The following is a 22,440-nucleotide window of genomic DNA, read 5'->3' as shown; positions in this document are numbered from 1 at the left end:
CCCTCGGCCTATGCCGTTGCGCGGACGATCGGACAGTCGCGAGCGACGCCGGGGCAGGACTCGACGGTGCTCGCGGCGCGACAGTGGGCCTCCTTAAAGGAGAACCGATATGAACACCCCCATCGACTTCGATGCCCTGAAGAGCCGCCAAAAAACTGCGTGGGCCAGCGGCGATTACGCCGTCATCGGCACCACCCTGCAGATTGTTGGAGAGCAATTGGCCGAAGCCTGCGACCTGTGCACTGACGAGCGGGTGCTCGATGTGGCCGCCGGCAACGGCAACGCCACGCTGGCCGCGGCGCGCCGCGGCTGCAAGGTGACGTCTACCGACTACGTCGCCTCGTTGCTCGACCGTGGTGCCGAGCGTGCGCAGGCCGAGCGGCTCGACGTTGCGTTTCAGACCGCCGACGCCGAGGCGCTGCCTTTCGAAGACGCGAGCTTCGACGCGGTGGTCTCGACCTTCGGCGTGATGTTCGCGCCCAACCATGCGCAGAGTGCTTCGGAAATGGCGCGTGTGTGTCGGCCCGGTGGTCGCATCGGGCTGGCCAACTGGACGCCCGAAGGTTTCATCGGCCAACTCTTCAAGGTGCTGGGCCGCCACGTGCCGCCGCCATCCGGGCTGCAGCCGCCATCGCTGTGGGGTGTCGAGTCGCATCTGAACTCGCTGTTCGGCGAACGTGCCGCGGGCATCGTGGCGACGAAGCGGATGTTCAACTTTCGCTACCGTTCGGCTGCGCATTTCATCGAGGTGTTTCGTACCTGGTATGGGCCGGTGCACAAGGCTTTCGGCGCGCTGCCCGCGGAGAGTGCGGCGGCGCTGGAGACAGACCTGACGGAGTTGCTGATGCGGCTCAACGTCGCCGGGCCGCGCTCGCTCGTGGTGCCGAGCGAATACCTCGAAGTGGTGCTAACGCGGCGCTGAGACGGCGCTGATGCGGCGCTGATGTGGCGCTGACGCTGCATCGAACCGGCCGGGCGCGGTCGACGTTACAGTGGCTCGCGGTAGCGACCGCGATCCTCTGGAGTGAGACTTTGAATTTTTCCTTTCGACCGCTGATGCGCACGATCGTTGCGCGTTGCGTTCCCGCCCTGATCGCGACCACTGCGCTCTTTGCCGCGGTCGGCATCGCGCACGCCGCCGAGCCGGTGCCGCCCCGATCCGCCGGCTGCCCCGCCAGCGTGCCAACCGATGCGCAGTGCTACACCGGGCGCGACACCGAAGGCGCGCTCTACTGGATCGCCATCCCCGCGCAATGGAATCGCGTGCTGGTCATGCATTCGCACGGCGGCCCGGAGACCGGCGCCCCCACGCTGGAGCGCGGTGCCGAAGACCTGAAACGCTGGTCGGTCATGGTCAAGGCCGGCTATGCATGGGCCGGCTCGACCTACCGGCGCGGGGGCTACGGCGTGACGATGGCGGCAGAAGACACGGAGCGGCTGCGCAAGATTTTCATCGCGCGTTTCGGCCAGCCGCGACGCACCATCCTGCATGGACAGAGCTACGGCGGCGGCGTTGCGGCAAAAGGTGCCGAACTTTATGGACCGGTAGCTGGCGCAACACCCGGCGCGCCATCTGAACTGCAGCCGGCCTACGACGGTGTGCTGCTCACCAGCGGCGTGCTGGGCGGTGGCGGCAACGCCTATGAGTTCCGGCTCGATCTGCGCGTGGTTTACCAGTACGTATGCCGCAACCATCCACGGCCCGACGAGACGCAATACCCGCTCTGGATGGGACTGCCGCTCGACTCGAAAATGCATCGCGCCGACCTGGCTGCGCGGGTCAAGGAATGCACCGGCGTCGGCTTGCCAGCCGCGCAACGCAGCCCCGAGCAAGCCGCGCATCTGAAGACGATTCTGTCGGTGGTGAAAGTGCCGGAGCGCACGCTGCTGTCGCACCTGCAATGGGGTACTTCGCTCTTCCAGGACCTGACGCAAAAGCGTCTCGGCGGACGCAATCCTTTCGGCAACGCGAAGGTGGTCTACAGCGGTTCCGACGACGATGCGGCGCTCAACGCCGGCGTGCTTCGCTACGAGGCCGATCCGCAAGCCGTCGGCGCACTGGCTGAAGACAGCCGGCCCACCGGGCGTCTCCGCTTGCCGGTTCTGACGCTCCACGCCATTCACGACCCGACCGCCTTCGTCGAGCTTGAAAGCACGTACCGCGACATCGTGGCAAGCGCCGGTGCCTCGCAGTGGCTGGTACAGACTTTTGCCGACGAGGCCGAGCACAGCTATCTGAGCGATGCCGAATACCCGGCGCTGATGACGGCCTTGCTCGACTGGATCGACAAGGGCGACAAGCCGTCGCCGCAAAAGGTGGCGGCGCTGTGCTCTCAGTACGAAGCAGGCTTCGGCACAGGCTGCCATCTGCAGCCGGACTACCGACCGCCGCCGCTGTCTTGGCGGGTGCCGGCGCTGGGTCGCTGAATTCGCCGATCGAAAATTGAGCCACACAGAAAGGCATATTTCATGGGCAATCGAAAAGTCTGCGTCGTTACTGGCTCGTCGTCGGGCATCGGGGCTGCCACTGTGCGGCTCTACGCCGGGCACGGCTGGGACGTGGTCGTCAACTACTCGCGCGACCCGGCCCCAGCCGAGGCGGTCGCAGACGAATGCCGGGGACTCGGCGTCGATGCGCTGGTCGTCAAGGCCGATGTCTCGTCCGACGCCGATTGCCGGCGGCTGGCCAGCGAGGTCGATGCCCGCCTTGGCCGCGCCGACGTGCTGGTCAACAACGCCGGCACCACCAAGTTCGTCGCGCTGAAAGACCTCGACGGACTCGATGCAGAAGACTTCCAGCGGATCTACGCGGTCAACGTGATCGGCCCATACCAGATGAGCCGCGCACTGGTGCCGCTGTTGAAGCGCAACCCGGTGACCGGCATCGTCAACGTCTCGTCGATCGCGGGCCTGATGGGCACGGGATCATCGATCGCCTACATGGCGAGCAAGGGCGCACTGAATGCGATGACCGTGGGGCTGGCGCGTGCGCTCGGCCCCGATATCCGCGTCAACGCGATCGCGCCGGGGCTGGTCGAAACGCCGTGGCTGCAGAACGGGCTTGGCGCCGAACGCTATGCGCAGACGGTGCAGGGCTACAAGGCGCGCTCTGCACTCGATGCGGTGATGTCGCCGGAGGATGTCGCAGACGCCGCATGGTGGCTGGGCGCCGGCGCGGCCAAGACGACAGGCGAAGTGCTCTTGCTCGACGCCGGGCTGCGGCTCACCCGTGGCTGAGGTATGGGCGCTAGTGATCGTGGTGCAGGTAGCTCGCGGTGCGCGGCAGGCGCAGGCTCACGAAGAACGCGATGACCATCATCGCCGTCACGTACCAGTAAAACGCCGACTCGTGACCCAGTGACTTGAGGCCCAGCGCCACGTATTCGGCCGAACCGCCGAAGATCGCATTGGCTACGGCGTAAGCCAAGCCGACACCCAGCGCACGCACTTCAGGCGGGAACATCTCGGCCTTCACGATGCCGCTGATGGACGTGTAGAAGCTGACGATCGCCAGTGCCAGGATGATGAGCACGAAGGCCATCACCGGGCTTGTCACATGCTGCAGGCCGGTGAGGATGGGCACGGTGGCGAGCGCACCGAGCGCGCCGAAAAGCAGCATGTTGTTGCGTCGTCCGATGCGGTCGCTCAGCATGCCGAACAGTGGCTGCATGCACATGTAGACGAACAGCGCGCACGTCATGATGTAGCTGGTCGTCTTGATCGGCAGGTGCACTGTGTTCACCAGGTACTTCTGCATGTAGGTGGTGAATGTGTAGAAGATCAGCGAGCCGCCGGCCGTGTAGCCGAGCACGGTAAAAAACGCAGCCTTGTGGTTGCGGAAAAGGCCGGCCAGCGAGCCCGCGTCTTTATTGGCACGTGCCTCGGCGCTTTGCGTTTCTTTCAGCGTACGACGCAGCAGCAGTGCGATGACCGCGGTGATGGCGCCGATCACGAAGGGAATGCGCCAGCCCCACGCCTTGAGTTCGGCCTCGCTCAGCAACTGCTCCAGGATGACCACCACCAACACTGCCAGTAACTGCCCGCCGATGAGCGTCACGTACTGAAACGAAGAGAAGAAGCCGCGCTGGCCCTTGAGCGCGATCTCGCTCATGTAGGTCGCTGTGGTGCCGTACTCGCCACCGACCGACAGTCCCTGGAACAGTCGCGCCACGAGCAAAAGAAAGGGAGCCCAAGCGCCGATCTGCGCGTATGTCGGCAAGCATGCGATGGCGAGCGAGCCGGCGCACATCATCGTGACCGAGATCACCATCGAATTCTTGCGACCGTAGCGATCTGCGACGCGGCCAAATAGCCAGCCGCCGATGGGCCGCATCAAGAAGCCCGCCGCGAACACGCCCGCAGTGTTCAGCAACTGTGCGGTCGGGTCCGCCTTGGGAAAGAACGATGGCGCGAAATAGAGCGCGCTGAAAGCGTAGACATAGAAGTCGAACCACTCGACCAGGTTGCCGGACGAGGCCGCCATGATCGCGAAGATGCGGTGGCGCTTTTCGGCGGCGGTGTAGTGGGGTTCGGTGTATGCGACGGGCTCGGTGGACCCCTTGGAAGCCGGCGGAATGGCGGTGCTCATTCGCCTTATTCTGTGCCGATCATGCGTGCGGCGCTGTCGGCGCGAAGCGCATTCCTCTTGCCGTCAGCAGAGGTGGGACGTTCGGCGGACGCTGGCAGGGCGGTGGCGGTGGTCGGCGGGGCCGTTGAGCGTCGCCAACCTCGAAACCGTGTCGGCCATCGCCCCGGCACACTTCTTTTTGTCGGCGCTGGCGGGCCTTGTATTCGCTTGCCGCGACCCCAGTTTCGAATCATGAAAACCACCCAGACCCTCACCACCAATGCCGTGCTCGTTGCCCAGCTGCTGGAGCGACTGGAGCACGGTGGACATCCCGATGCCGGGCAATATCGCCTCGTCGCCGAGCGGCTCGGCCAGGAGCTTTCGCGTATTGCCGATATCGACGCGCTCAACGCCGTGCTCGAAGCCCATCCGTCGGCTGCGGAGGTTTACGAGAACATGAATTACCAGCATGCCGGCCTGTCGCGCTCGCGGCTGGATGCATCGGTGGCTGCGGAATTGAAAGCGCGTGAGGCGATTGCCCGCGCGATGAAGCCGACGACGGCTGGCTCGACACACGGCCCGGCCGAAGGCGGGACTTCAAGCGAGGGCTGATTTCCATGAGCGAGTCGCTTCACATCGTTTGCCCGCACTGCCACACCACCAACCGGGTGCGCAGCGAGCAACTTGCGAGCGCGCCCGATTGCGGGAGCTGCCACAAGGCGCTGTTCACGGCGCACTCGACAGCGCTGAACGAGTCCGCCTTCGACCGGCATGTCGCGCGCAACGACCTGCCGGTGCTCGTTGATTTTTGGGCGCCGTGGTGCGGGCCGTGCCGTCAGATGGCGCCTGCTTACGAGCAGGCCGCAGCGCAGCTGGAGCCGCGGGTGCGGCTGGCCAAGGTCGATACGGAAGCGGTGCCCGCTCTGGGATCGCGCTTCAACATTCGCAGTATCCCGACGCTGGCACTGTTCGTCGGTGGACGCGAGGTGGCGCGGCAGGCCGGCGCGATGGGCGCGGCCGATATCGTGCGATGGGTGCAGGCGAATACACCTGCAGCGCCTGCGTCGGCTACTTAAGCGACAGCGTGACGGCGTGCGGCCCAGTAGGTCGCGCCTTCGATGCCGTAGCGCTCCGAGTGCGGCGTTCCGTATTCCAGCGCAAAGGTGTCGCCGGCCAACAGATGGCGCGTGTCGTCGCCGACCTTCAGCCACATCTCGCCTTGCACCACCAGCGCTTCGACGCTGAACGGATGTGTGTGCAGGTCGACCGTCTGGGCGGCGTCCCAGACCCGCGGCGCGACCTCGTCGAAGCCCTTGGCGAGGGCATCGACTTCGAATTGCTGAAACGTAGGAAGGCTCATGGTGTTCTCCATCAGAAAGTGCCGGGCAGCAGGATGCTCGAATCGACCTGGTCGATCTGGGTTCGCCCGCAAAACGCCATCGTGATGTCGAGCTCGCGGTGCAGGATTTCGAGCGCGCGGGTCACGCCGGCTTCACCGTAAGCACCGAGCGCGTACAAAAAACTCCGCCCGATCATGGTGCCGCGAGCGCCCAGCGCACGCGCCTTGAGCACGTCCTGGCCGCTGCGAATGCCGCCGTCCATCCACACCTCGATCTCGGTGCCGACCGCTTCCGCGATGGCCGGCAGCGCCTCGATGGACGACTGTGCGCCGTCGAGCTGACGGCCGCCATGGTTGCTGACGATCAGCGCGTCGGCGCCGCTCGACGCCGCCAGCCGCGCGTCTTCGACATCCATGATCCCTTTCAGGATCAGCTTGCCGCCCCACAGCTTCTTGATCCACTCGACATCGGCCCAGCTGAGCGTCGGGTCGAACTGCTCGGCCGTCCATGACGACAGCGACGACAGATCGCCGACATTCTTCGCGTGGCCGACGATGTTGCCGAAGCTGCGGCGCTTGGTGCCCAGCATGCCCATACACCAGCCCGGCTTGGTCGCCAGGTTGATGAGGTTGGCGAGGGTCGGCTTGGGCGGCGCGGTCAGGCCGTTCTTGATGTCCTTGTGGCGCTGGCCCAGCACCTGCAGGTCGAGCGTCAGTTGCAGGGCGGAGCAGTTGGCCGCCCTGGCGCGTTCGATCAGCCGCTCGATGAAGTCGCGGTCTTTCATGACGTAGAGCTGGAACCAGAACGGGTGCCGGTCGGTGCTCTCGGCGATGTCTTCGAGCGAGCAGATGCTCATGGTCGACAGCGTGAACGGAATACCGAAAGCCTTGGCCGCCTTGGCGCCGAGGATCTCGCCGTCGGCGTGCTGCATGCCGGTCATGCCCGTGGGGGCGATGGCGACAGGCATCGACACCGGCTGGCCGATCATGGTGGTGGCGGTCGAGCGGCCTTCCATGTTGACGGCCACGCGCTGGCGCAGCTTGATCTTCTGGAAGTCGCTTTCATTGGCGCGGTAGGTGCCTTCGGTCCATGAGCCCGAGTCGGCGTAGTCGTAGAACATGCGCGGCACGCGCCGCTTGGCGATCACTCGCAGATCTTCGATGGTGGTGATCTTGGAAAGGTCGAGCACGTGTGGGTTTCCTTCGGCGTTTGTCTCTTTTTCGCAGTCATTCATTATCATGGTTCGGCCGTTGTCCCGCCTTGCAACACCCCGATTGAAAGCCCCTCATGGAAGCCACCTCCCGCCCGCCGCTGCCGCCGTTCACTCTTGAATCGGCCCGCCAGAAAGTGCAAGCCGCCGAAGACGGATGGAACACGCGCGACCCCGTCCGCGTGAGCCTCGCCTACACGCCCGACACCGAGTGGCGCAACCGCGCCGACTTCCTCACCGGGCGCGAGAAGGTCGTCGAGTTTCTGACGCGCAAGTGGGCACGCGAACTCGACTACCGCCTGAAGAAAGAGCTTTGGGCCTTTGCCGACAACCGCATCGCGGTCCGCTTCGAATACGAGTGGCACGACGACAGCGGCGCCTGGTTTCGCAGTCACGGCAACGAAAACTGGGAGTTCGCGGAGAACGGATTGATGCACCGGCGCTTCGCCAGCATCAACGACCAGCCGATCACGGCCGAAGACCGCAAGTTTCTCTGGGCTCGCTAGCAAGCGTCGATCGGCACGGCAGTTGCTTGCGCGAACCTCTGTCTGCATCTGTATCTCAACCCATCCCAAAAGTAACCTGTATGAACCGCAACGACATCACTGAGAAGATCATCACCGTCAAAGTGTCCAAGGGCATTCAGTGGGCCGATGTGGCCCAGAAGGTCGGCCTGTCGAAAGAATGGACCACTGCCGCCTGCCTCGGCCAAATGACGCTCGACGCACAACAAGCCGCGACGGTCGGCGAAATCTTCGGGCTCACGGAGGAAGAGCAGAAGTGGTTGCAGGTCGTGCCGTACAAGGGCTCGCTGCCAACCGCTGTGCCTACCGATCCGCTCATCTACCGCTGGTATGAAATGGTCAACGTGTACGGCACCACCATCAAGGAACTCATCCACGAAGAGTTCGGCGACGGCATCATGAGCGCGATCGACTTCAGCATGAACATCCAGCGCCAGGGCGACCCGAAGGGCGACCGGGTGAACGTGGTGTTGTCGGGCAAGTTCTTGCCTTACAAGACGTATTAGAAGCCTCGAGGGATCATTGCCTGAGACCGGATGGCCGCGCTCGGCAGACTTGGATTCATGCTTGAGTCGATAGGATCGCCGCATCCCCTCAAAGCCAACATGACCAAGCGCAACACCGAAAAGATCCTGCGTACCTACGGCTTCTGGATCCTGTCGTCGCTGCGCGATGAGTGCCGCGAGTTCCTCGAAGCAACGACACTGAAGGAATTGATCGGGAGTCCGGGTAACCTACGGTCGGTGGCGCTGTTTCGCGATCAGGAGGACGGGACGGTCGAAGTGGTCATCATGGCGTTGTGGGACTCGATGGACAGCGTCAAGGCATTCCTTGGCAAGCAGGACTTGCGCAAGCCCAGGATCGACCCGACGATCGACGCCAAGCTTTTCGACCGCGAGCCCTATGTGCGGCAGTACTCGCTCTCCGACCCGGACGCACTCGCTCTGATCCCGCCGAGTTGGCGGTAGTGCGCAGTTAGCTTTCAGTAGCCAACCGGCGTACAAGAACGAAGGTCGCTCCAGCGGTGCAACGGGCTTTGGAATTTTTGAACTGGTCTCATCGCAGCGACATCAAAGCGCTGTGGACAGGGACTAGAGTCGCTTAATCACAATCGGACGATCTGCAGAGCTCGTCGGCATTTGATGCACATTCGCCAGCAGACCTTGAACGACATTTCGACATGCCTCAACGAAAACGGCTGCAACTATTCGGTGTTCTTGCGTGCGTACACCACACCACGTCGCGCAAGAAGCGTCTCGAGCCAGCTCATTGCGGATGCATTGGCGCGCGCTGACGTCGTGGTCGAGGAGATTCGTGCCGTCTCAGCCATCGAAGCAATCTCAGAAACTCGCTCGTGCCTCACATACATCGGCTCTCAGGCCGACGGTAACGATCCGGCTTCTTTGCATTCGGCGCAGTTCACGAATGCCCTGGCTGCCTTGGCGAGTCAAATCGAGAGTGCGGCCCACAGGGCGATTTCTGTTGAAACGTTTCGGCTGGCAAGCGGACATCCCGCCTATCCAGTGTTCTGGGATTTCGGGCTTCTCATCACAGGGGCAAATGAGGCGGAGATGCTGATTGGCTCTAGTTCGGACTAAGGGAAGAATGGCCGCTATCGGGCCAAAACCAGACCTTCAATCATGACCGTCGCCATCACATTCGAGTACGGGATCGTCATCCGCCGCGCTGCCTTGTCGCGCAGGAGCGTTGCCCTCGAAGCTGTTCTCACCGCCTTGGAAATCGGGGCCTGGCTTGGCGAGGACCCGGACCTACTATCCACCGGTGCTTCCTTTGGCCAAGAAGCGTGCGACGGCTTGATCAAGCGCCTGGAGGCCTTAAGTCTTATTTACTTCGACGATTTTGTAGATCTTTCCTTCGTCCACCCTAGTTGGCTAAAGTTTTCGGCGACAGTCGAGCCGTAGAAGTAGCGGCAATGACCGGCCAGAGCGGTCGTACAACACGGTTGTTCAATTTCGCTCCGAGCAACGCGCTGGTATCTACAAGGGTGGCCGATAGACTCGGCACTGCGTCGCGCTCGATCTTGTTTTGGCTGAGGCCAAGCGCCGGCATCAAACGGGATTTTCAGATGACTCCGAATGGGACGACGAGGAACTCGCTGTCGCCATCACGGGTGAGATCCTGTATCAAACGGCGCAGTGACTTCGGCTTTCGGCCAGAACCGGACCTTCAATGCAGCCCTCTAAATCAACGATGAACACATCCCCGAAGTCGAACAGAAAAAGGCGGCGGCGCTCGTTCGCGACTTCGTTGTTGCGCTGCGCAGTGAGGGGCTTGAGCGGTGGGCCAGCCGGTTCGAGGCAATCGGAACTGCACTTGAGCAAGGTGATGTGGCGGAGGCTTTGCATCTGAATTCGGCGACGGCCATGACTGGCCCCGGAAGCCTCAGCGACGTGTTCGCGAAAGATGAGCCAGCCTTCAATGCAGCATGGGGCGCGTGTAGCGAGGCCCTGCGGGCGCTCAAGGCGCAATCTGGGGCAAACGCCAACACCGCCGAGAGTAGTGCGAGCTAAGGCAGGATCTGGCCAGGAGCGGTCCTTCGACACGGTTGGTCAATTTGGCTCCGAGCGACTCGTTGGCGTTTTACAAGAGCGGGATATAGAGTCAGCAGGCCGAACTCACAAGCAGACTACCGTTTGCGCATACAAACAAGCATTTGCGGGGTCGGCATGGGCAACCCTGCATCTTCATCGCTCGCTCGTCACCATGCTCCGCAACATCGTCTTCCTTCTTCTGGCAGCTTCCTGCGCACTTGCACAGGCTCAGGACTCCCAAAAATCGGAGCTTGCCGTTCGCCTTGCCCGGGTGCTTGACTTTGATACCCAACGGAGCGATTCCGAGGGGAAGTGCGCGCAGACGACGAACTCGGGTTGAGATCCAGAGGCCATCTACCTCGCCAATCCAAAAACATTCGGCGGGATTGGTCCTCGCTCCGCCTATTGGGCGCGCTTGCAAGAGGCCTATCGCACCTATGAACAAAGCGTGTGCGGCGTCTTAAAGTCGGATGACTTTCAGCCTTTGGTAGCAGAAGAACTGGAGGCTCAAATGACTGATGCCGAACTCGCGGCCTCTGTTAACTTTCTCCAATCCGCAGCCGGCGCAAGTTTTCGCAAAGCCTACAAAAGGGCAAATGAAAATGTTCAGCGTCGGATGGGCCAGCGGCTGAATGCTGCCTCGCCCGGATACCTTAACTTCCAGAGAGCTTTGAGCCAAATACTTACGGACTATCAACGCGCACCTCGTTAGTCGGCAACCGGCCACAAGCAGACGTTCGACCCATAAGCCCATGTATCAACAGTTCCTTACCCCATTCTTCGCAATCGGGGCACTCTTCGCGATTGTCTTTGTTGTGCCGCACATCATTCCGCTCTTAAAGCTAATACCTCGCTGTACGTTCATCGGTGGCTTCCTAGTGGTGGCGTTCTGCGGCTTTGCTCTACTTTTGACTACGCCTTCTGTCCCGGGCTTTTTTGGCACCACACTGGCACTTTCTTTGGGAGCTTGGTACGCATTCGGCGCGGTTCGCCACTACCGTCGATTGCTGGCAAAAAGTCGCTCTATTCACAATCAAGACGAGTCACAAACCTCATGAAGTCTTTTCTCCTGACGCTCGCCTTTTTGCCCTTATTGGTGTTCTCTCAAGAAGCAACACCGGACCTAATCCGGCAGTACAAGAGTGCCGTGGGTGCAGGCTGCAGGGCACAAGCAGTCAAGCAGCAGACGTTGCCAATGCGAGCAGATCAGATTTGCTCATGCATTTCGAAAGTTCTTGACAGCGAACTCTCAGGAACTGAGTGGAAGCAGGTCACCGAATTTGCTATGCATGGAAGACGAGAAGACGAAGCGCGGCTGATGACTAAGTACGCCGCTAAAACGTTCCCTTGCCACTCTGCTTATTGAGGCGTAGTCATGAGTTGAAAAATGACTGCTTCGGGCCCGAAGCACCATCCCACGACCGGCTACAGTCGGCCAAAAGCGGAAGTTCGATGATCGGGTACTGCATGCAATACAACTGTCCACGCGATTCTCACCAGCTTGTTCAGCAACCGCCGGAAGTTGGCGCAGCGTGGCACTGCAACATCTGCTCCGGAGCGTTCTTCACGGACCTCGTCAGGAATGAGGTTGCCACCCGCAACCTCGCGCTCGGCCCTCGGGAAGAATGGGATCGCGAAGTGATCTGCCCTCGCGATGCAGTGCCGATGCGGAAGGTGGTAGTCGGTGCGGGTGCTATCAACTGCTGCCTGAAATGCAGCGCAGCTTGGCTTGACGGCGATGAAGTCGATCGACTTTTGGGGACGCCAGTGACCGAGCACTTTAGAAAAAAGGCAGGTGCGCTCTCCGAAGCGGACTGGCTTACGCCGCTTGTGGCCGCGGCTATCGGCGCACTTGTCGGCGGCCATTGAACGAACTTTGCCATTCGGCCAGAACCAGACATTCGAGGGGACCATGAAAACTGTGCGTGAGAGGCTCCAAGCTGCTACGGCGGCCGGGACGGATGCTTGGATAGCCGGCGGCGCGGATGAAGCGCAAATTCAAGCGCTCGAACGTTCGCTTGGAGTCCGGCTGCCGCCAAGCTACCGACGGTTCCTGGCCCTGACGGGCGCACTGAATCTAGGCGGCATCGAGGTCGCCGGCATCATCGACGGAAACGCCCTGGACCTTTCGGGTGGCTCGACGTACGGCGAAACCATCCGGGCTCGGGATGACTTCGCGCTACCTCCCACGCTCCTGGTCATCCAGCCGGACGGCGACGCCCCGCACTGCCTTGATTTGTCATCGGCCGATTCGTCGGGCGAGATGGCAGTCGTGTGCTTCCAGCTCAACACAAAGAGTGCGAGCGAAGTCGCCCAGGACTTCGAACATTGGCTCAGCAAGTGGGTCCTTCCAGCAGATGTCACCGAAGCCTGAAAACGGCCACTAACGGACCTTCGATGCAGTATCCCAACCTCCACGATCTATTCGGCGCGTACTTTCATCAGGACTGTTTCGATGATTCGCCGACAGCGACCGCTGTTGTGGAGTTATACGTGAGCGAGTCGCCGAATGACGAGGTGAGAGCCGCTGCACAGGAACTTCGCGACCTGATCTCCAGGACTGGTTCGGAAGCCGAGCTTGCCGCGACTGTTGCCGATCTGGGTTGCTATTACCTTCCAACCGCAGACCGCCTCACAACCCGCGCGTGGCTTGACGAGGTAGTGCGAATCCTCGATGGCAAAGAACGCTGACAAGACCCGAGGCGGCCGGCGAACGTCCGCTATGGAGCACAACGAACTTCGGCTTTGGGCCCCAAGCAGACGTCCGTCTGGGGAGAAAAATCCCACTTGGTTGGCCTATGCAATAGGAACAGCTCACCAACTTTGAACTCAGCTCTGCTGATCGCATCACAACCGCTGCAACCGCTGTTGATGTTGCAGAAGTTGCCAGCGCAGACCTGCTTTCGGGCCGCGCGCTTAACCCTCGAGAGAACGTGCGCTGGTGTCCGCCACCCGCAAAGTCCAGCCACTGTCTGCTGCAGACATCTCACTCGCGACGCAGCAGGTAGATGTCCATGATCCAGCCATGCGCTTCGCGCGCCTCGGCACGGATCGACAAAATGCGCGGCCCGGTACTGGCCAGCGGACCGGCCAGCAGCAACTCGTGCGGCATGCCGAGATAGGCGGCCCAGTAGATGTGCAGACGCTCCGGCGCCAAGGTCTGGAAGGCGCAGGCGCCGTCGAGCATCACCACGACAGTCTCCAGGCCGACCGGCCAGCCGCCTTCCCGCAGTTGACGCCCGGTCGTGATCAGCACCGGGCCGCCCAGCGTGTTGAGCGGGATGGCATGCGCGGCGGTCAGCAATTGCACGCTGCTCAGGCCGGGGACCACTTCGATGCGCAACGCCATGCCGGCGGCCTGCAATTGCGCGGCGATGCGCAGGCTGGAGTCGTACAGCGACGGGTCGCCCCAGACCAGTAGGGCGACACGGCCGCCCTGTGGCCGGTGGGCGGCAATCTCGCGCGCCCACGTCGCGGCAATGGCCGCGTGCCAGTCGTGTACGCCGTCGAGGTAACGTGGCGTTGCGCTGTCGCGCACCGGCAGATCGAATTCCACCAGCCGGGCCGGGCCATCGAGATGCGTCGCACAGATCGTGCGGCGAAGTTCAGCCAGATCGGCCTTGTCGACGCCCTTGTGAGGAATCAGGATCAGGTCGGCCCGGTTGAGGGCGCCGATGGCCTGGAGCGTCAGGTGCTCGGGATTGCCGGTGCCGATGCCGATCAACATCAGCTCGATCAGCGGCGCGGCATGCATCGGCACCTTGCGTGGCTCAAGCAGCGTGGTGCAGACGATGCGTCAGCAGCACCGAGCCACGCGCGCCGGAGCGAGCGCGCAGCCATTTGGCGGCGGCCAGCACGCCGAGGTCGATCAGCGGCTCCAGCAGCACGACGCTCATGTACGCGGCGCCGAAGCTGCCCACGCTTTGCAAGGTTTCAGCGCCGATGCCGCGACCATAGAGGGTCCAGAAGGCCACCCACGCGACGATGCCGCCCTGGAACACCACCGACATCTTGAGCACGTGCGCGTAGCCAAGATCGACATAGGCCAGCTTGGCCGGCAACACCCGCTTGGCCACTGCCTGCATGGCGAAGAGCGCGGCCAGCAACGTGGTCACGTTCATGCCGTATTGCGCCAGATCTTGCGGCTCGAAGAACAGGCTTTGCAGTGCCAGCCCGGCGGCCAGACCGATGGCCGTGGGGGCAGCGCCCAGAATCAGAAACAGGGACGAGCCGAGGATCAGATGGACCTCGGACACGCCCACGGGCGCATGCGGGAACACCTCGAAGAAAACGAAGACCAGCAACGCGGCGAGCGCACTGCGCAGCAGCAGCGACAACGCCCCTTCCTGGCGAACGTGGTCGAGGGACAGCTTGGCGGCATAGAGCGCGCAGGCGCTCGCTGTGGCATAGGACAGCACGATCTTGGTGCTGTCGACAATTCCGGGTTCCATGTGCATGGCGGGGCTCCGTGAGGTTGAATGCGGCGTGTGCCGCGAGGGTTGATGAAATGGGAAATGTTGATCTGGAGACGGCTCGGCAAGGCTGTGCGTGCTCAGTCCGATCCGGCCACTGATGGCCGGAATCTTCGGTCGTAGTCCTTGGCATAAAGACGGCTGTCACTGAAGCCTTCGGCCGCCAGCGCTGGGCCGACCAGGATCAGCGCGGTGCGTTCGACCCCCTCGGCCATGGCGGCCTCGATGGTGGCCAGCGTCGCGCGGAAGATTTTTTCATCGGGCCAACTGGCGCGGTAGACCACGGCAACCGGGCAGGCAGCGCCGTAGAACGGTGTCAGTTCGGCGACCACTTCGGCCAGCTTGTGGATCGACAGGTGCAAGGCCAGCGTGGCGCCGGTAGCGGCAAAGTTGGCCAGGCTTTCGCCCGCCGGCATCGGTGAGGCCCGGCCCGATGTGCGCGTCAGCACCACCGATTGCGCCAGCCCTGGCAGCGTGAGTTCGGCACCCAGTGCGGCGGCGGCGGTCGCAAACGATGGCACGCCGGGTGTGACGGTGTACGGGATGCCAGCCGCGCGCAACCGGCGCAGTTGCTCGCCCATGGCCGACCACACCGACAGGTCGCCTGAATGCAGCCGCGCCACGTCGTGGCCTGCGGCATGGGCGGCAGCGCACTCGGCGACGATCGCATCGAGGTCGAGCGGCGCTGTATTGACGATGCGCGCACCGGGTGGGCAGTGCGCCAGGATTTCTTCGGGCACCAGCGAGCCGGCGTAAAGACAGACCGGGCAACTGGCGATCAGGTCGCGTCCGCGCAGGGTCAGCAGGTCGGGGGCACCGGGGCCGGCGCCGATGAAGTGGATGGTCATGAGTCAGGTTTTCCGTTGTGGGGCCAGCGCAGCGATAGCGCAGGTGGCGAGGCGATCGGTAGACACGACGCGCGGGTGCAACAACATGGCGCCCGGACCGCCGTGCACCAGGGCAGCGGCCAATGCCGCGGCCTCGGCGGTGCTGCCGCTGCCGCGCAGCGCGCGGACTGTGGCGCTGTTGGTCAAGGTCGGGGTGGCATTCAGTTGCGCCGCACCGACTGCATGCACGGGCAGGCCCAGTTCGGCGGCCAATGCGCGCAGGCTCAGTGCTTCAGCCTTGTCATGCGCTACGGCGATCAGCGCGATCGCGCGCACCGGCATCACAAGTGGCATGGCTGAAAGCGCTTGTGCCAGCGCATCTCGCAGCGACGCCAGCGTTGCGCCGCGTCGAAATCCAAATCCTGCCACCGTCATCGCGTGGCACTCCACTGCACGACCGGGTACGAGGCACGCCATCCGCGCCGCGTGCCCAGTGGCGCGGCCTCGGCCAGTTCGATGCGCAGCAGGCTGCCGCCGGCGCGGGCGTGCCAATGACCCAGCAGTGCTTCGGATTCAAGTGTCACGGCATGGGCCACCACACGGCAGCCTGCAGGCAACAGGTTCCACAGCGCCGTCAGCAACTCGTCGCTCAGACCACCGCCGATGAACACCGCATCGGGCGACGCCAGGTCCGTCATGACGTCGGGTGCGCGTCCCGTTACCAGCACCAATCGGTCGACGCCCAAGCGGTCGGCGTTGCCGCGCAGTCGGGCGGCGCGCTCGGCGTCTGCCTCGACGGCCACAGCTTCGCACCGAGGATGCGCCAGCAGCCATTCGATGGCGATGGAACCCGACCCGGCACCGATGTCCCACAGCCGCTCACCCGGGCGCGGTGCCAGCGCGCACAGGGCCAGGGCGCGCACCCGTTGCTTGGTGATCTGGCCATCGTGCGCAAACACACTGTCGGGCAGGCCGGCACTGCGCGGCAGGGCCAGGCCGGTGCCCGCCACCTGCAGCGCCACGGCCACCGGATGGCTCACATCGGTCAGATTGAATTCGGAGGCGATCACGTCGCGCCGCTGCTCACGCGGGCCACCCAAGGCTTCCAGCACGCTCATGAGACTGTCACCAAAATCGTTATCGACCAGGTAGCGCGCCAGGTCTGCGACGGCCGCACCGTCGCGCAACAGCAGCACCAACCGTGCGCCCGGGCAGAGATGAGGGCGCAGGCGGGTCAGCGGCGCCGCGTGCAGGCCAAGGCAGGTCACGAGTTCCAGCGCCCAGCCCAGGCGCGAGGCAACCAGACCGAAGGTCGATACGACCGGCAAGGCATGCCATTCGTGCGCGCCAAGATGGCGCGTCACCGAGCTGCCTGCGCCGAACCAGAACGGATCACCGGAGGCCAGCATCACCACGCGGCGCCCGCGCTGTGCCAGCAGCATCGGAATGCCGTCGGCAAAGGGCACCGGCCACTCGAGCCGCTCGGCTCGCAGCTTGGGCAACAACGCCAGATGGCGCGCGCTGCCGGCCACCAGTTCAGCCTCGTCGAGGGCCGCACGGCTGGTCGGCGGTAGGCCCTGCCAGCCGTCTTCGCCCAACCCGATAATTGTCAGCCACGGTGCTTTTTTGATGACTTCAACCACGCGCAATATCCTCATCCTCGGCGGTACGCTGGAAGCGAGCGCAATGGCGTCGGCGCTGGCCGAACGTGGCGAGCGCGCCGTGTTGTCGTATGCCGGCCGGGTGGCCCAGCCCAGGGCACAGCCGATTGCGGTGCGCGTCGGCGGCTTCGGCGGCGTCGCCGGCCTCGCGCGCCATCTGCAGGACATGCAAGTGACTCACTTGGTGGATGCCACGCACCCCTTCGCTGCGCGCATGAGCGCCAATGCGGTCGCGGCCTGCGCGCAGGCCGGCGTTCCGTTGCTGGCGCTGACACGCGACGCCTGGCAGCCCGGTGCCGGCGACCGCTGGCAGCCGGTGGCCGATCTGCCGGCGGCCGTTGCGGCGCTGGGTGGCCCGCCGCAGCGCGTGATGCTGGCCTTGGGCCGCATGCACTTGGCCGTCTTCGCGTCGCAGCCACAGCATCACTACGTCCTGCGGCTGGTCGATCAACCGGACGAGTTGCCGCCGCTGCCGCAGCACACCACCATCGTCGCGCGCGGCCCCTTCGACTTGGCGGGCGACATCGCCTTGATGCGTGAACACCAGGTCGAACTCATCGTCTGCAAGAACGCTGGAGGCAGCGGCGCGCAGGCCAAGCTGCATGCGGCACGCGCGTTGGGCTTGCCGGTGCTGATGGTGGCGCGGCCGCCGTTGCCGGCACGGCAAGAGGTCAGGCGCGTGGCCGAGGTGCTGGCGTGGCTCGACCAGGGAGACATCACGGTGCACGACAACAGCGTTGAACCCGCTCATGCCGTCCCCTCGCGTGCTACCGAACGCGGCGTGTAGACCCACGACTGGCCGTCGCGCGCGATCACGCGCGTCAAGCTGGAGCCGACGATGACGACCGTGCGCATGTCGGCCATCTCGGGCTGTGCATCGCCCAGCGCGACCACGCGAATCGTCTCCTCGGGCAGCGACACGGCGCGGGCAAAAATCACCGGGCGGTCCGGGCTTCCTGCCGCAGCGCAAGCCTCGCGCAGCACCACCAGCGTTCGGGCAAAGCCCTCGGGGCGCGATACCGAGCGCGGGTTGTAGAAGGCCATCGCAAAGTCGGCCTGCACCGCCAGTCGCAATCGGCGCTCCACCAGCGCCCAAGGTTTCAGGTTGTCGGACAGGTTGATGGCGCAGAAGTCGTGCCCCAGCGGCGCGCCGGCACGTGCCGCGGCCGCCAGCATCGCCGTGATGCCGGGCAGCACCCGCACGTCCAGTCGGCGCCACTCGGCCGGACCCGCTTCGACAGCCTCGAACACAGCCGATGCCATGGCGAACACGCCCGGGTCGCCTGAGGACACCACGACCACGCGCCGGCCTGACGCGGCCATCTGCAAGGCATGAGCGGCCCGGTCCAGCTCGACCCGGTTGTCGCTGGCGTGCAGTGTCAGGCCGGCGCGCGGTGCCACCCGAGCCACGTAAGGGATGTAGCCCACCACGTCGGTGGCGTCGGCCAGGGCAGCTGTCACCTCCGGTGTCACCCAATCTTCAGCACCCGGGCCGAGCCCGGCGACGACCAGCCGGCCCGCCGCATTCGCCGTCGTTGCATTGACGCTCGTGGTCGTGTCATTCATGGCCGCCGCCCCTGCCCATGCACCAGCACGATCGAAAAGTAAGGCGTGATGCGACCTTCGACCTCGACCAGCCGCACCACCTTCTGGCCCGGCATGGTGGCGTATTCGACCAGCCAGGCATCGTCCAATCGGCCGGCAGTGGCGAGCGCGCGGCGCACCTTGTCGATGTGGCGCCCGATCTTCATCACCACCAGCGCATCGCTATCGGCCATGTGGCGTGCCAGCCTGGCCTCGGGCAGCGTGCCCATCAGGACAGTCAGCACATCGTCGCCCCAAGTGATCGGCTGACCAGTGGCGGTCCATGCGCCCGACATGCCGGTGATGGCAGGCACCACCTGCACCGGGTGCGTGTCGATCAATCGGGTGTAGAGGTGCATGAAGGAGCCGTAGAAAAACGGATCGCCTTCGCACAGCACCACAACGTCATGACCGGCGTCCGACAGCGCGCGCAGGTGCGTTGCGCAGTCGGCATAGAAGGCGGACAGGGCCTGGTTGTAGGCCGGGTCTTCCACCGCAATTTCGGTGGTGACCGGGTACTCCATCGCGTGCTCCACCACGCCTTCGGGCAGCAGGCCATCGACGATGCGCCGCGCCTGTCCGGGCCGGCCGGCCTTGCGAAAGAATGCCACGTGGGTCGCGCTGCACAGCAGACGGTGGGCGCGCACGGTCATCAGGTCCGGCTCGCCCGGGCCGAGCCCCAGTCCGTAGAGGGTGCCGCGTGCGCTCATTCCAGACGGCTTCCGAGCGCGTTGATCGCCGCCACCGTGACGGCGCTGCCGCCCAGGCGGCCGGCCACGATGCAGCAGGGCACGGGCTGTTCGGCCCAGAGTGCGTCCTTCGATTCGGCTGCGCCGATGAAGCCGACCGGGCACCCGATGATGGCCGCCGGCCGCGGGCAGGCCGGGTCCTGCAGCATATTGAGCAGATGGAACAAGGCCGTCGGCGCGTTGCCGATGGCCACCACGGCGCCCTTCAGATGCGGCCGCCAGAGTTCCAGTGCCGCAGCGGAACGGGTGGTCGACATGGCTTGCGCGATCCCGGGCACGGCCGGGTCGTGCAAGGTACATAGCACCTCGGTGCCGGCGGGCAGGCGCGAGCGGGTGACGCCCTCGCTGACCATGCGCGCATCGCACAGGACCGGCGCGCCGGCCGCCAGCGCCGACCGCGCCGCGTGCACGAAGCCAGACGAGAAGCGCAGCATCGCTTCAAGCCCGATCAGGCCCGCTGCGTGAATCATGCGCACCGCTATCGGCTCGTCGTCGGCGTCGAAGCGGGCAAGGTCGGCCTCGGCGCGGATCATGGCAAAGGAACGGCGATAGATCTCGGCGCCGTTGGTTTCAAAGCTGTGGTTCAAGGGGCTCCAATGCACACGCGCAAGTTTTCAGGAGACAGCCCAGTTTGCGCAGGCGCGTCCCCGGGGCGGCCATTGCGCACCAGGTCGAAGGTCCCGTTGCGGCCGACCAGCGTCAAGTCCGCGGTACCCGAACGAGCGCACCCTTTGGCGCAGCCGGACACGTGCAGGCTGCGTGGTGCGCCAGGGCTGTCAGTGAGCAGTTGCCGAGCGAGTGAAAGGCCGAGGGCGCGCGTCGCCACCGTGGCCGACGCGCACGCCGGAGCACCGGGACAGGCGTCCACGCGCAGCAGGGGATCGTCAGCCACCGTGATGAATGCGGTCGATTCCCGCCACTCGCCTCCTTCCAGAATCAGGCCGCGTTGCGACGTCAAGCGCAGGGCCACGGCGCCGCTGTCTTGCAGCAAGTGGCCCAGCGCAGTCGCCGCAATTTGACCAAAGGCCACGCCGTAGACCGGTCCGAGCTGCGACATGCCAGGCCTCGGCAGCGCGGCCGAAGGGGCCGCGGTGTCGAGCGGCGCATCTCCACCGGGCACTGCGCACACCTGCTGAAGCCCGCGCATGCGTCTCGATGGCGGCGCCACGGACCCAGCAGTTGCCGCAAACCAAACGGCCATCGCGAGTGCCATTGCAACGGCTTCCGCTAAGTCGCCTCGCGGTACCAGATGTCCGGCCGCAGCACCATCGGCGCGCACGATGAGACCACCCGAGCGGGCACGCTCGATGCGGACGTCAGCCGAGGCCTCCGTCAACACCGGTGCCGGCCCCGCATCCACGGCAAAACCGAATTTGGAGGGCAAGGCCGGCAACTCACCCAGACGCGCCAGCAGTGCACTGGCGATGCGTTGCGTGTCATCGCCGGCCTGCCAGCAGGGCGCGACCAGAACGGCGGGCCAGGCTTCGTGTGTGGCGTCGACATCGACCAGACCCAACCTGCAAAGCGCCTCCACCACGGCGTCGTGGTCTTCTGCCCGGACACCGCGAAGTTGCAGATTGGCACGGTGAGTCAGGTCGATCATTCCCGAGCCCAGGCTTTGCGCAAGCTCGCACAGCCCCAGCGCCTGAGCGCGCGTCATTCTTGCCAGTGGCGGCCGCACCCGCAGCAACAGCCCATCGCCCGAGGCCATGGCGCGATGCGCACCAGGGCACCAGCCTTTGGCTTGAGGACGCACACCAGATGACCCCGGAACGCTGGCCGGTTCCGGAGGCGTCGGCATCGGGAGCATGACGCGGATCGAGGCCATCAGCGTCAGGCCACCGCCGCCGTTGTTGCAACGACTTCCACTGCGGTCGGCAACGACGTCATCATCGGCGGCAACTTGCCCAGGATGCCACCGCGTAGCCGCTCCGGGCGCTGGCTGCGCAGCAAGGCGCCGTCGGCGTTGTCTGCGTGCAGCTGTCCGCAAGCCAAGACTTGCGCGGCAGTTTCGATATCGGCGACGAGGTCTCCGAAATAGTAGGTGGGTTTGCCTGCTGCCTGGAATGCGATGGTGCAGGCCCTTTCGCACCCGCTCATGCAGGCAATGCCGCGCACATGGATGCCGGCCCGTCGTGCCTCGTGTTGCAGCGCCAGCACGGCGTCGAACAGTATCGTTCCGGCAGCGGGCAACTCGCGTGAAGCGCCGGCAGGTCGGCAGGTCGTGCAGATAACGATTTCAGTAACCTGCGCAGGGGGAACTTCAAGGGACATGGTCATCGGTATTCAGGATTCAGGTAGGCCGGCTGGCAAGACGATGTTCAGCGCCCCAGCGCAACGCCCATGCGGTACAGCGGCCGATGGAGCTCGCAGGTTCGTCGAAGTCAACGATCACGACATGCCCGGCGAGTTGCGGTGCGACCGGCTGTTCCAGCGTGCGGCCATCGGTCAGCAGCCACAGCCAGGTTTCGGACGGGCCATTGCGACGCTGCGCGAGACGCAGCAGCTCGTCGGACTCGGCCAGCGCATGCGTCAGCGGAGTGCCTCCGCCACCGCCCAGCGGTCGAAGCTTGGCGCGGCCGGAGGCGCGGGCCGGTCCGGGTGGCAGCTGCAACACCACGCCCTGACCGCCGAAGCACAGCAGTGCCACGTGGTCGCCAACGCGGGCGGCCTGCTCGATCAGCCACTGCGCATGTCCTTTGGCCAGCGCAAGGCGCCCACGCTGGCGCATCGAGCCAGAGGTGTCGAGCACGATGAGGTGCAACCTGGCGTGCTTCACCAGCCGCTCGGCATAGCGCAGGTGGACACTCTGGAGCGGCTGTGGGCCTTTGGCCAGCAACGTAGGCAACCACGCGACAGGGCCACGCGCCAAGCCCTCGGCGGGTTGCCTTGGCGCATGGAGCGTCGATGAGGGATGGGGTTTCGGCCCCCGCAGACCGGCGCGCCCGGGGCGC

At 64.5% G+C, this 22,440-nt stretch carries 30 protein-coding genes; 15 read left to right on the top strand and 15 right to left on the bottom strand.

The annotated features are described in order from the left end of the window. Window positions 1–109: 109 nt before the first annotated feature. The 3 genes from H7F36_RS00250 to H7F36_RS00240 all read left to right on the top strand — a co-directional run bounded on the left by H7F36_RS00250 (window position 110) and on the right by H7F36_RS00240 (window position 3,237). A complete protein-coding gene (locus tag H7F36_RS00250; protein ID WP_187052803.1) occupies window positions 110–922 on the top strand; it encodes a class I SAM-dependent methyltransferase in 813 nt (270 codons plus the stop codon). A 134-nt stretch (window positions 923–1,056) separates the two neighbouring features. Further along, complete coding sequence (locus H7F36_RS00245) at window positions 1,057–2,427, top strand: hypothetical protein (RefSeq protein WP_187052802.1); 1,371 nt, start codon at window positions 1,057–1,059, stop codon at window positions 2,425–2,427. 42 nt (window positions 2,428–2,469) lie between these two features. Then, the gene (locus H7F36_RS00240) at window positions 2,470–3,237 is read left to right on the top strand and encodes an SDR family NAD(P)-dependent oxidoreductase (RefSeq protein WP_187052801.1); all 768 of its coding nucleotides are present in this window, start codon (window positions 2,470–2,472) and stop codon (window positions 3,235–3,237) included. A 10-nt stretch (window positions 3,238–3,247) separates the two neighbouring features. On the opposite strand, the gene H7F36_RS00235 is transcribed toward H7F36_RS00240, so the two are convergent. Next, window positions 3,248–4,483, bottom strand: a complete 1,236-nt coding sequence (locus tag H7F36_RS00235; protein WP_261802583.1) for an MFS family transporter — start codon at window positions 4,481–4,483, stop codon at window positions 3,248–3,250. A 336-nt stretch (window positions 4,484–4,819) separates the two neighbouring features. Between H7F36_RS00235 and H7F36_RS00230 the strand changes: the two genes are divergently transcribed. Then, complete coding sequence (locus H7F36_RS00230) at window positions 4,820–5,179, top strand: hypothetical protein (protein WP_187052799.1); 360 nt, start codon at window positions 4,820–4,822, stop codon at window positions 5,177–5,179. 5 nt (window positions 5,180–5,184) lie between these two features. Beyond that, a complete protein-coding gene (gene trxC, locus H7F36_RS00225) occupies window positions 5,185–5,643 on the top strand; it encodes a thioredoxin TrxC (RefSeq protein ID WP_187052798.1) in 459 nt (152 codons plus the stop codon). Here trxC and H7F36_RS00220 read toward each other — a convergent pair. Next, window positions 5,640–5,927 (bottom strand): cupin domain-containing protein, encoded by a 288-nt coding sequence (locus H7F36_RS00220; RefSeq protein ID WP_187052797.1) that lies wholly within the window; start codon window positions 5,925–5,927, stop codon window positions 5,640–5,642. The two genes, trxC and H7F36_RS00220, sit on opposite strands and share 4 nt — an antisense overlap. Window positions 5,928–5,938: 11 nt before the next feature. Beyond that, window positions 5,939–7,096, bottom strand: a complete 1,158-nt coding sequence (locus tag H7F36_RS00215; RefSeq protein WP_187052796.1) for an alpha-hydroxy acid oxidase — start codon at window positions 7,094–7,096, stop codon at window positions 5,939–5,941. Between the two features lie 98 nt (window positions 7,097–7,194). Here H7F36_RS00215 and H7F36_RS00210 point away from each other — a divergent pair, with 98 nt between their 5' ends. The 7 genes from H7F36_RS00210 to H7F36_RS00180 all read left to right on the top strand — a co-directional run bounded on the left by H7F36_RS00210 (window position 7,195) and on the right by H7F36_RS00180 (window position 11,559). Continuing rightward, entirely contained in the window at window positions 7,195–7,623 is a 429-nt protein-coding gene (locus tag H7F36_RS00210; protein WP_187052795.1) for a DUF1348 family protein, read from the top strand. Between the two features lie 80 nt (window positions 7,624–7,703). After that, complete coding sequence (cynS, locus tag H7F36_RS00205; RefSeq protein WP_187052794.1) at window positions 7,704–8,147, top strand: cyanase; 444 nt, start codon at window positions 7,704–7,706, stop codon at window positions 8,145–8,147. 99 nt (window positions 8,148–8,246) lie between these two features. Next, window positions 8,247–8,609: a hypothetical protein gene (locus H7F36_RS00200; protein WP_187052793.1), complete on the top strand. Its 363-nt coding sequence runs from the start codon at window positions 8,247–8,249 to the stop codon at window positions 8,607–8,609. Window positions 8,610–8,804: 195 nt separating this feature from the next. Further along, the gene (locus H7F36_RS00195; protein WP_187052792.1) at window positions 8,805–9,239 is read left to right on the top strand and encodes a hypothetical protein; all 435 of its coding nucleotides are present in this window, start codon (window positions 8,805–8,807) and stop codon (window positions 9,237–9,239) included. Between the two features lie 42 nt (window positions 9,240–9,281). After that, a complete protein-coding gene (locus H7F36_RS00190) occupies window positions 9,282–9,563 on the top strand; it encodes a hypothetical protein (RefSeq protein WP_187052791.1) in 282 nt (93 codons plus the stop codon). A 1,382-nt stretch (window positions 9,564–10,945) separates the two neighbouring features. Then, on the top strand, window positions 10,946–11,251 hold the full coding sequence (locus H7F36_RS00185) for a hypothetical protein (RefSeq protein ID WP_187052790.1): 306 nt from the start codon (window positions 10,946–10,948) through the stop codon (window positions 11,249–11,251). Then, complete coding sequence (locus tag H7F36_RS00180; RefSeq protein WP_187052789.1) at window positions 11,248–11,559, top strand: hypothetical protein; 312 nt, start codon at window positions 11,248–11,250, stop codon at window positions 11,557–11,559. The genes H7F36_RS00185 and H7F36_RS00180 overlap by 4 nt, the downstream gene beginning before the upstream one ends. 59 nt (window positions 11,560–11,618) lie before the next feature. Here H7F36_RS00180 and H7F36_RS00175 read toward each other — a convergent pair whose 3' ends face one another. Then, the gene (locus H7F36_RS00175; protein WP_187052788.1) at window positions 11,619–12,059 is read right to left on the bottom strand and encodes a hypothetical protein; all 441 of its coding nucleotides are present in this window, start codon (window positions 12,057–12,059) and stop codon (window positions 11,619–11,621) included. Between the two features lie 46 nt (window positions 12,060–12,105). On the opposite strand from H7F36_RS00175, the gene H7F36_RS00170 reads away from it, so the two are divergent. Next, window positions 12,106–12,567 (top strand): SMI1/KNR4 family protein, encoded by a 462-nt coding sequence (locus tag H7F36_RS00170; RefSeq protein ID WP_187052787.1) that lies wholly within the window; start codon window positions 12,106–12,108, stop codon window positions 12,565–12,567. Window positions 12,568–12,590: 23 nt separating this feature from the next. Further along, window positions 12,591–12,884 carry a contact-dependent growth inhibition system immunity protein gene (locus tag H7F36_RS00165; RefSeq protein ID WP_187052786.1) on the top strand — a complete coding sequence of 98 codons (294 nt, stop codon included), beginning with the start codon at window positions 12,591–12,593 and terminating at the stop codon, window positions 12,882–12,884. A 295-nt stretch (window positions 12,885–13,179) separates the two neighbouring features. Here H7F36_RS00165 and cobF read toward each other — a convergent pair whose 3' ends face one another. From cobF to cbiE, 5 genes are all read right to left on the bottom strand, one after another. Next, on the bottom strand, window positions 13,180–13,947 hold the full coding sequence (gene cobF, locus H7F36_RS00160) for a precorrin-6A synthase (deacetylating) (RefSeq protein WP_222620412.1): 768 nt from the start codon (window positions 13,945–13,947) through the stop codon (window positions 13,180–13,182). Window positions 13,948–13,963: 16 nt separating this feature from the next. After that, a complete protein-coding gene (locus tag H7F36_RS00155; RefSeq protein ID WP_187052785.1) occupies window positions 13,964–14,650 on the bottom strand; it encodes an energy-coupling factor ABC transporter permease in 687 nt (228 codons plus the stop codon). Between the two features lie 95 nt (window positions 14,651–14,745). Beyond that, window positions 14,746–15,513, bottom strand: a complete 768-nt coding sequence (cobM, locus tag H7F36_RS00150) for a precorrin-4 C(11)-methyltransferase (RefSeq protein WP_187052784.1) — start codon at window positions 15,511–15,513, stop codon at window positions 14,746–14,748. Between the two features lie 3 nt (window positions 15,514–15,516). Beyond that, window positions 15,517–15,927: a cobalamin biosynthesis protein gene (locus H7F36_RS00145; protein WP_187052783.1), complete on the bottom strand. Its 411-nt coding sequence runs from the start codon at window positions 15,925–15,927 to the stop codon at window positions 15,517–15,519. After that, entirely contained in the window at window positions 15,924–17,135 is a 1,212-nt protein-coding gene (gene cbiE, locus H7F36_RS00140) for a precorrin-6y C5,15-methyltransferase (decarboxylating) subunit CbiE (RefSeq protein WP_261802443.1), read from the bottom strand. Before cbiE ends, H7F36_RS00145 begins: the two co-directional genes overlap by 4 nt. On the opposite strand from cbiE, the gene H7F36_RS00135 reads away from it, so the two are divergent. Next, window positions 17,122–17,940 (top strand): cobalt-precorrin-6A reductase, encoded by an 819-nt coding sequence (locus tag H7F36_RS00135; RefSeq protein WP_187052781.1) that lies wholly within the window; start codon window positions 17,122–17,124, stop codon window positions 17,938–17,940. The genes cbiE and H7F36_RS00135 overlap by 14 nt on opposite strands. Here H7F36_RS00135 and cobJ read toward each other — a convergent pair. The 6 genes from cobJ to H7F36_RS00105 all read right to left on the bottom strand — a co-directional run bounded on the left by cobJ (window position 17,901) and on the right by H7F36_RS00105 (window position 22,358). Then, entirely contained in the window at window positions 17,901–18,719 is an 819-nt protein-coding gene (gene cobJ / locus H7F36_RS00130) for a precorrin-3B C(17)-methyltransferase (protein WP_187052780.1), read from the bottom strand. The two genes, H7F36_RS00135 and cobJ, sit on opposite strands and share 40 nt — an antisense overlap. Next, window positions 18,716–19,447 (bottom strand): precorrin-2 C(20)-methyltransferase, encoded by a 732-nt coding sequence (locus tag H7F36_RS00125; RefSeq protein WP_187052779.1) that lies wholly within the window; start codon window positions 19,445–19,447, stop codon window positions 18,716–18,718. The genes cobJ and H7F36_RS00125 overlap by 4 nt, the downstream gene beginning before the upstream one ends. Beyond that, window positions 19,444–20,019 (bottom strand): precorrin-8X methylmutase, encoded by a 576-nt coding sequence (locus H7F36_RS00120; RefSeq protein ID WP_261802582.1) that lies wholly within the window; start codon window positions 20,017–20,019, stop codon window positions 19,444–19,446. The genes H7F36_RS00125 and H7F36_RS00120 overlap by 4 nt, the downstream gene beginning before the upstream one ends. A 50-nt stretch (window positions 20,020–20,069) precedes the next feature. Beyond that, on the bottom strand, window positions 20,070–21,197 hold the full coding sequence (locus tag H7F36_RS00115; RefSeq protein WP_187052777.1) for a cobalamin biosynthesis protein CobG: 1,128 nt from the start codon (window positions 21,195–21,197) through the stop codon (window positions 20,070–20,072). Window positions 21,198–21,319: 122 nt separating this feature from the next. Beyond that, window positions 21,320–21,766: a DUF1636 domain-containing protein gene (locus tag H7F36_RS00110; RefSeq protein ID WP_261802442.1), complete on the bottom strand. Its 447-nt coding sequence runs from the start codon at window positions 21,764–21,766 to the stop codon at window positions 21,320–21,322. A 13-nt stretch (window positions 21,767–21,779) separates the two neighbouring features. After that, window positions 21,780–22,358 (bottom strand): vWA domain-containing protein, encoded by a 579-nt coding sequence (locus H7F36_RS00105; protein WP_261802441.1) that lies wholly within the window; start codon window positions 22,356–22,358, stop codon window positions 21,780–21,782. Between the last annotated feature and the right edge of the window lie 82 nt (window positions 22,359–22,440).

Origin of the sequence: Variovorax sp. PAMC28562 (assembly GCF_014303735.1) — a bacterium.
Taxonomy (GTDB): Bacteria; Pseudomonadota; Gammaproteobacteria; order Burkholderiales; family Burkholderiaceae_C; genus Variovorax.
The sequence above is the reverse complement of the archived record's forward strand: the minus strand, read 5'-3'. Positions and strand labels throughout refer to the sequence as shown.

Coding starts and splice junctions, on each gene's coding strand:
- H7F36_RS00250 (WP_187052803.1), top strand. CDS start 110: ATGAACACCCCCATCGACTTCGATGCCCTGAAGAGCCGCCAAAAAACT.
- H7F36_RS00245 (WP_187052802.1), top strand. CDS start 1,057: ATGCGCACGATCGTTGCGCGTTGCGTTCCCGCCCTGATCGCGACCACT.
- H7F36_RS00240 (WP_187052801.1), top strand. CDS start 2,470: ATGGGCAATCGAAAAGTCTGCGTCGTTACTGGCTCGTCGTCGGGCATC.
- H7F36_RS00235 (WP_261802583.1), bottom strand. CDS start 4,483: ATGGCGGCCTCGTCCGGCAACCTGGTCGAGTGGTTCGACTTCTATGTC.
- H7F36_RS00230 (WP_187052799.1), top strand. CDS start 4,820: ATGAAAACCACCCAGACCCTCACCACCAATGCCGTGCTCGTTGCCCAG.
- trxC (WP_187052798.1), top strand. CDS start 5,185: ATGAGCGAGTCGCTTCACATCGTTTGCCCGCACTGCCACACCACCAAC.
- H7F36_RS00220 (WP_187052797.1), bottom strand. CDS start 5,927: ATGAGCCTTCCTACGTTTCAGCAATTCGAAGTCGATGCCCTCGCCAAG.
- H7F36_RS00210 (WP_187052795.1), top strand. CDS start 7,195: ATGGAAGCCACCTCCCGCCCGCCGCTGCCGCCGTTCACTCTTGAATCG.
- cynS (WP_187052794.1), top strand. CDS start 7,704: ATGAACCGCAACGACATCACTGAGAAGATCATCACCGTCAAAGTGTCC.
- H7F36_RS00200 (WP_187052793.1), top strand. CDS start 8,247: ATGACCAAGCGCAACACCGAAAAGATCCTGCGTACCTACGGCTTCTGG.
- H7F36_RS00190 (WP_187052791.1), top strand. CDS start 9,282: ATGACCGTCGCCATCACATTCGAGTACGGGATCGTCATCCGCCGCGCT.
- H7F36_RS00185 (WP_187052790.1), top strand. CDS start 10,946: ATGTATCAACAGTTCCTTACCCCATTCTTCGCAATCGGGGCACTCTTC.
- H7F36_RS00180 (WP_187052789.1), top strand. CDS start 11,248: ATGAAGTCTTTTCTCCTGACGCTCGCCTTTTTGCCCTTATTGGTGTTC.
- H7F36_RS00175 (WP_187052788.1), bottom strand. CDS start 12,059: ATGGCCGCCGACAAGTGCGCCGATAGCCGCGGCCACAAGCGGCGTAAG.
- H7F36_RS00170 (WP_187052787.1), top strand. CDS start 12,106: ATGAAAACTGTGCGTGAGAGGCTCCAAGCTGCTACGGCGGCCGGGACG.
- H7F36_RS00165 (WP_187052786.1), top strand. CDS start 12,591: ATGCAGTATCCCAACCTCCACGATCTATTCGGCGCGTACTTTCATCAG.
- cobF (WP_222620412.1), bottom strand. CDS start 13,947: ATGCATGCCGCGCCGCTGATCGAGCTGATGTTGATCGGCATCGGCACC.
- H7F36_RS00155 (WP_187052785.1), bottom strand. CDS start 14,650: ATGCACATGGAACCCGGAATTGTCGACAGCACCAAGATCGTGCTGTCC.
- cobM (WP_187052784.1), bottom strand. CDS start 15,513: ATGACCATCCACTTCATCGGCGCCGGCCCCGGTGCCCCCGACCTGCTG.
- H7F36_RS00145 (WP_187052783.1), bottom strand. CDS start 15,927: ATGACGGTGGCAGGATTTGGATTTCGACGCGGCGCAACGCTGGCGTCG.
- H7F36_RS00135 (WP_187052781.1), top strand. CDS start 17,122: ATGACTTCAACCACGCGCAATATCCTCATCCTCGGCGGTACGCTGGAA.
- cobJ (WP_187052780.1), bottom strand. CDS start 18,719: ATGAATGACACGACCACGAGCGTCAATGCAACGACGGCGAATGCGGCG.
- H7F36_RS00125 (WP_187052779.1), bottom strand. CDS start 19,447: ATGAGCGCACGCGGCACCCTCTACGGACTGGGGCTCGGCCCGGGCGAG.
- H7F36_RS00120 (WP_261802582.1), bottom strand. CDS start 20,019: ATGATCCGCGCCGAGGCCGACCTTGCCCGCTTCGACGCCGACGACGAG.
- H7F36_RS00115 (WP_187052777.1), bottom strand. CDS start 21,197: ATGGCCTCGGGCGATGGGCTGTTGCTGCGGGTGCGGCCGCCACTGGCA.
- H7F36_RS00110 (WP_261802442.1), bottom strand. CDS start 21,766: ATGACCATGTCCCTTGAAGTTCCCCCTGCGCAGGTTACTGAAATCGTT.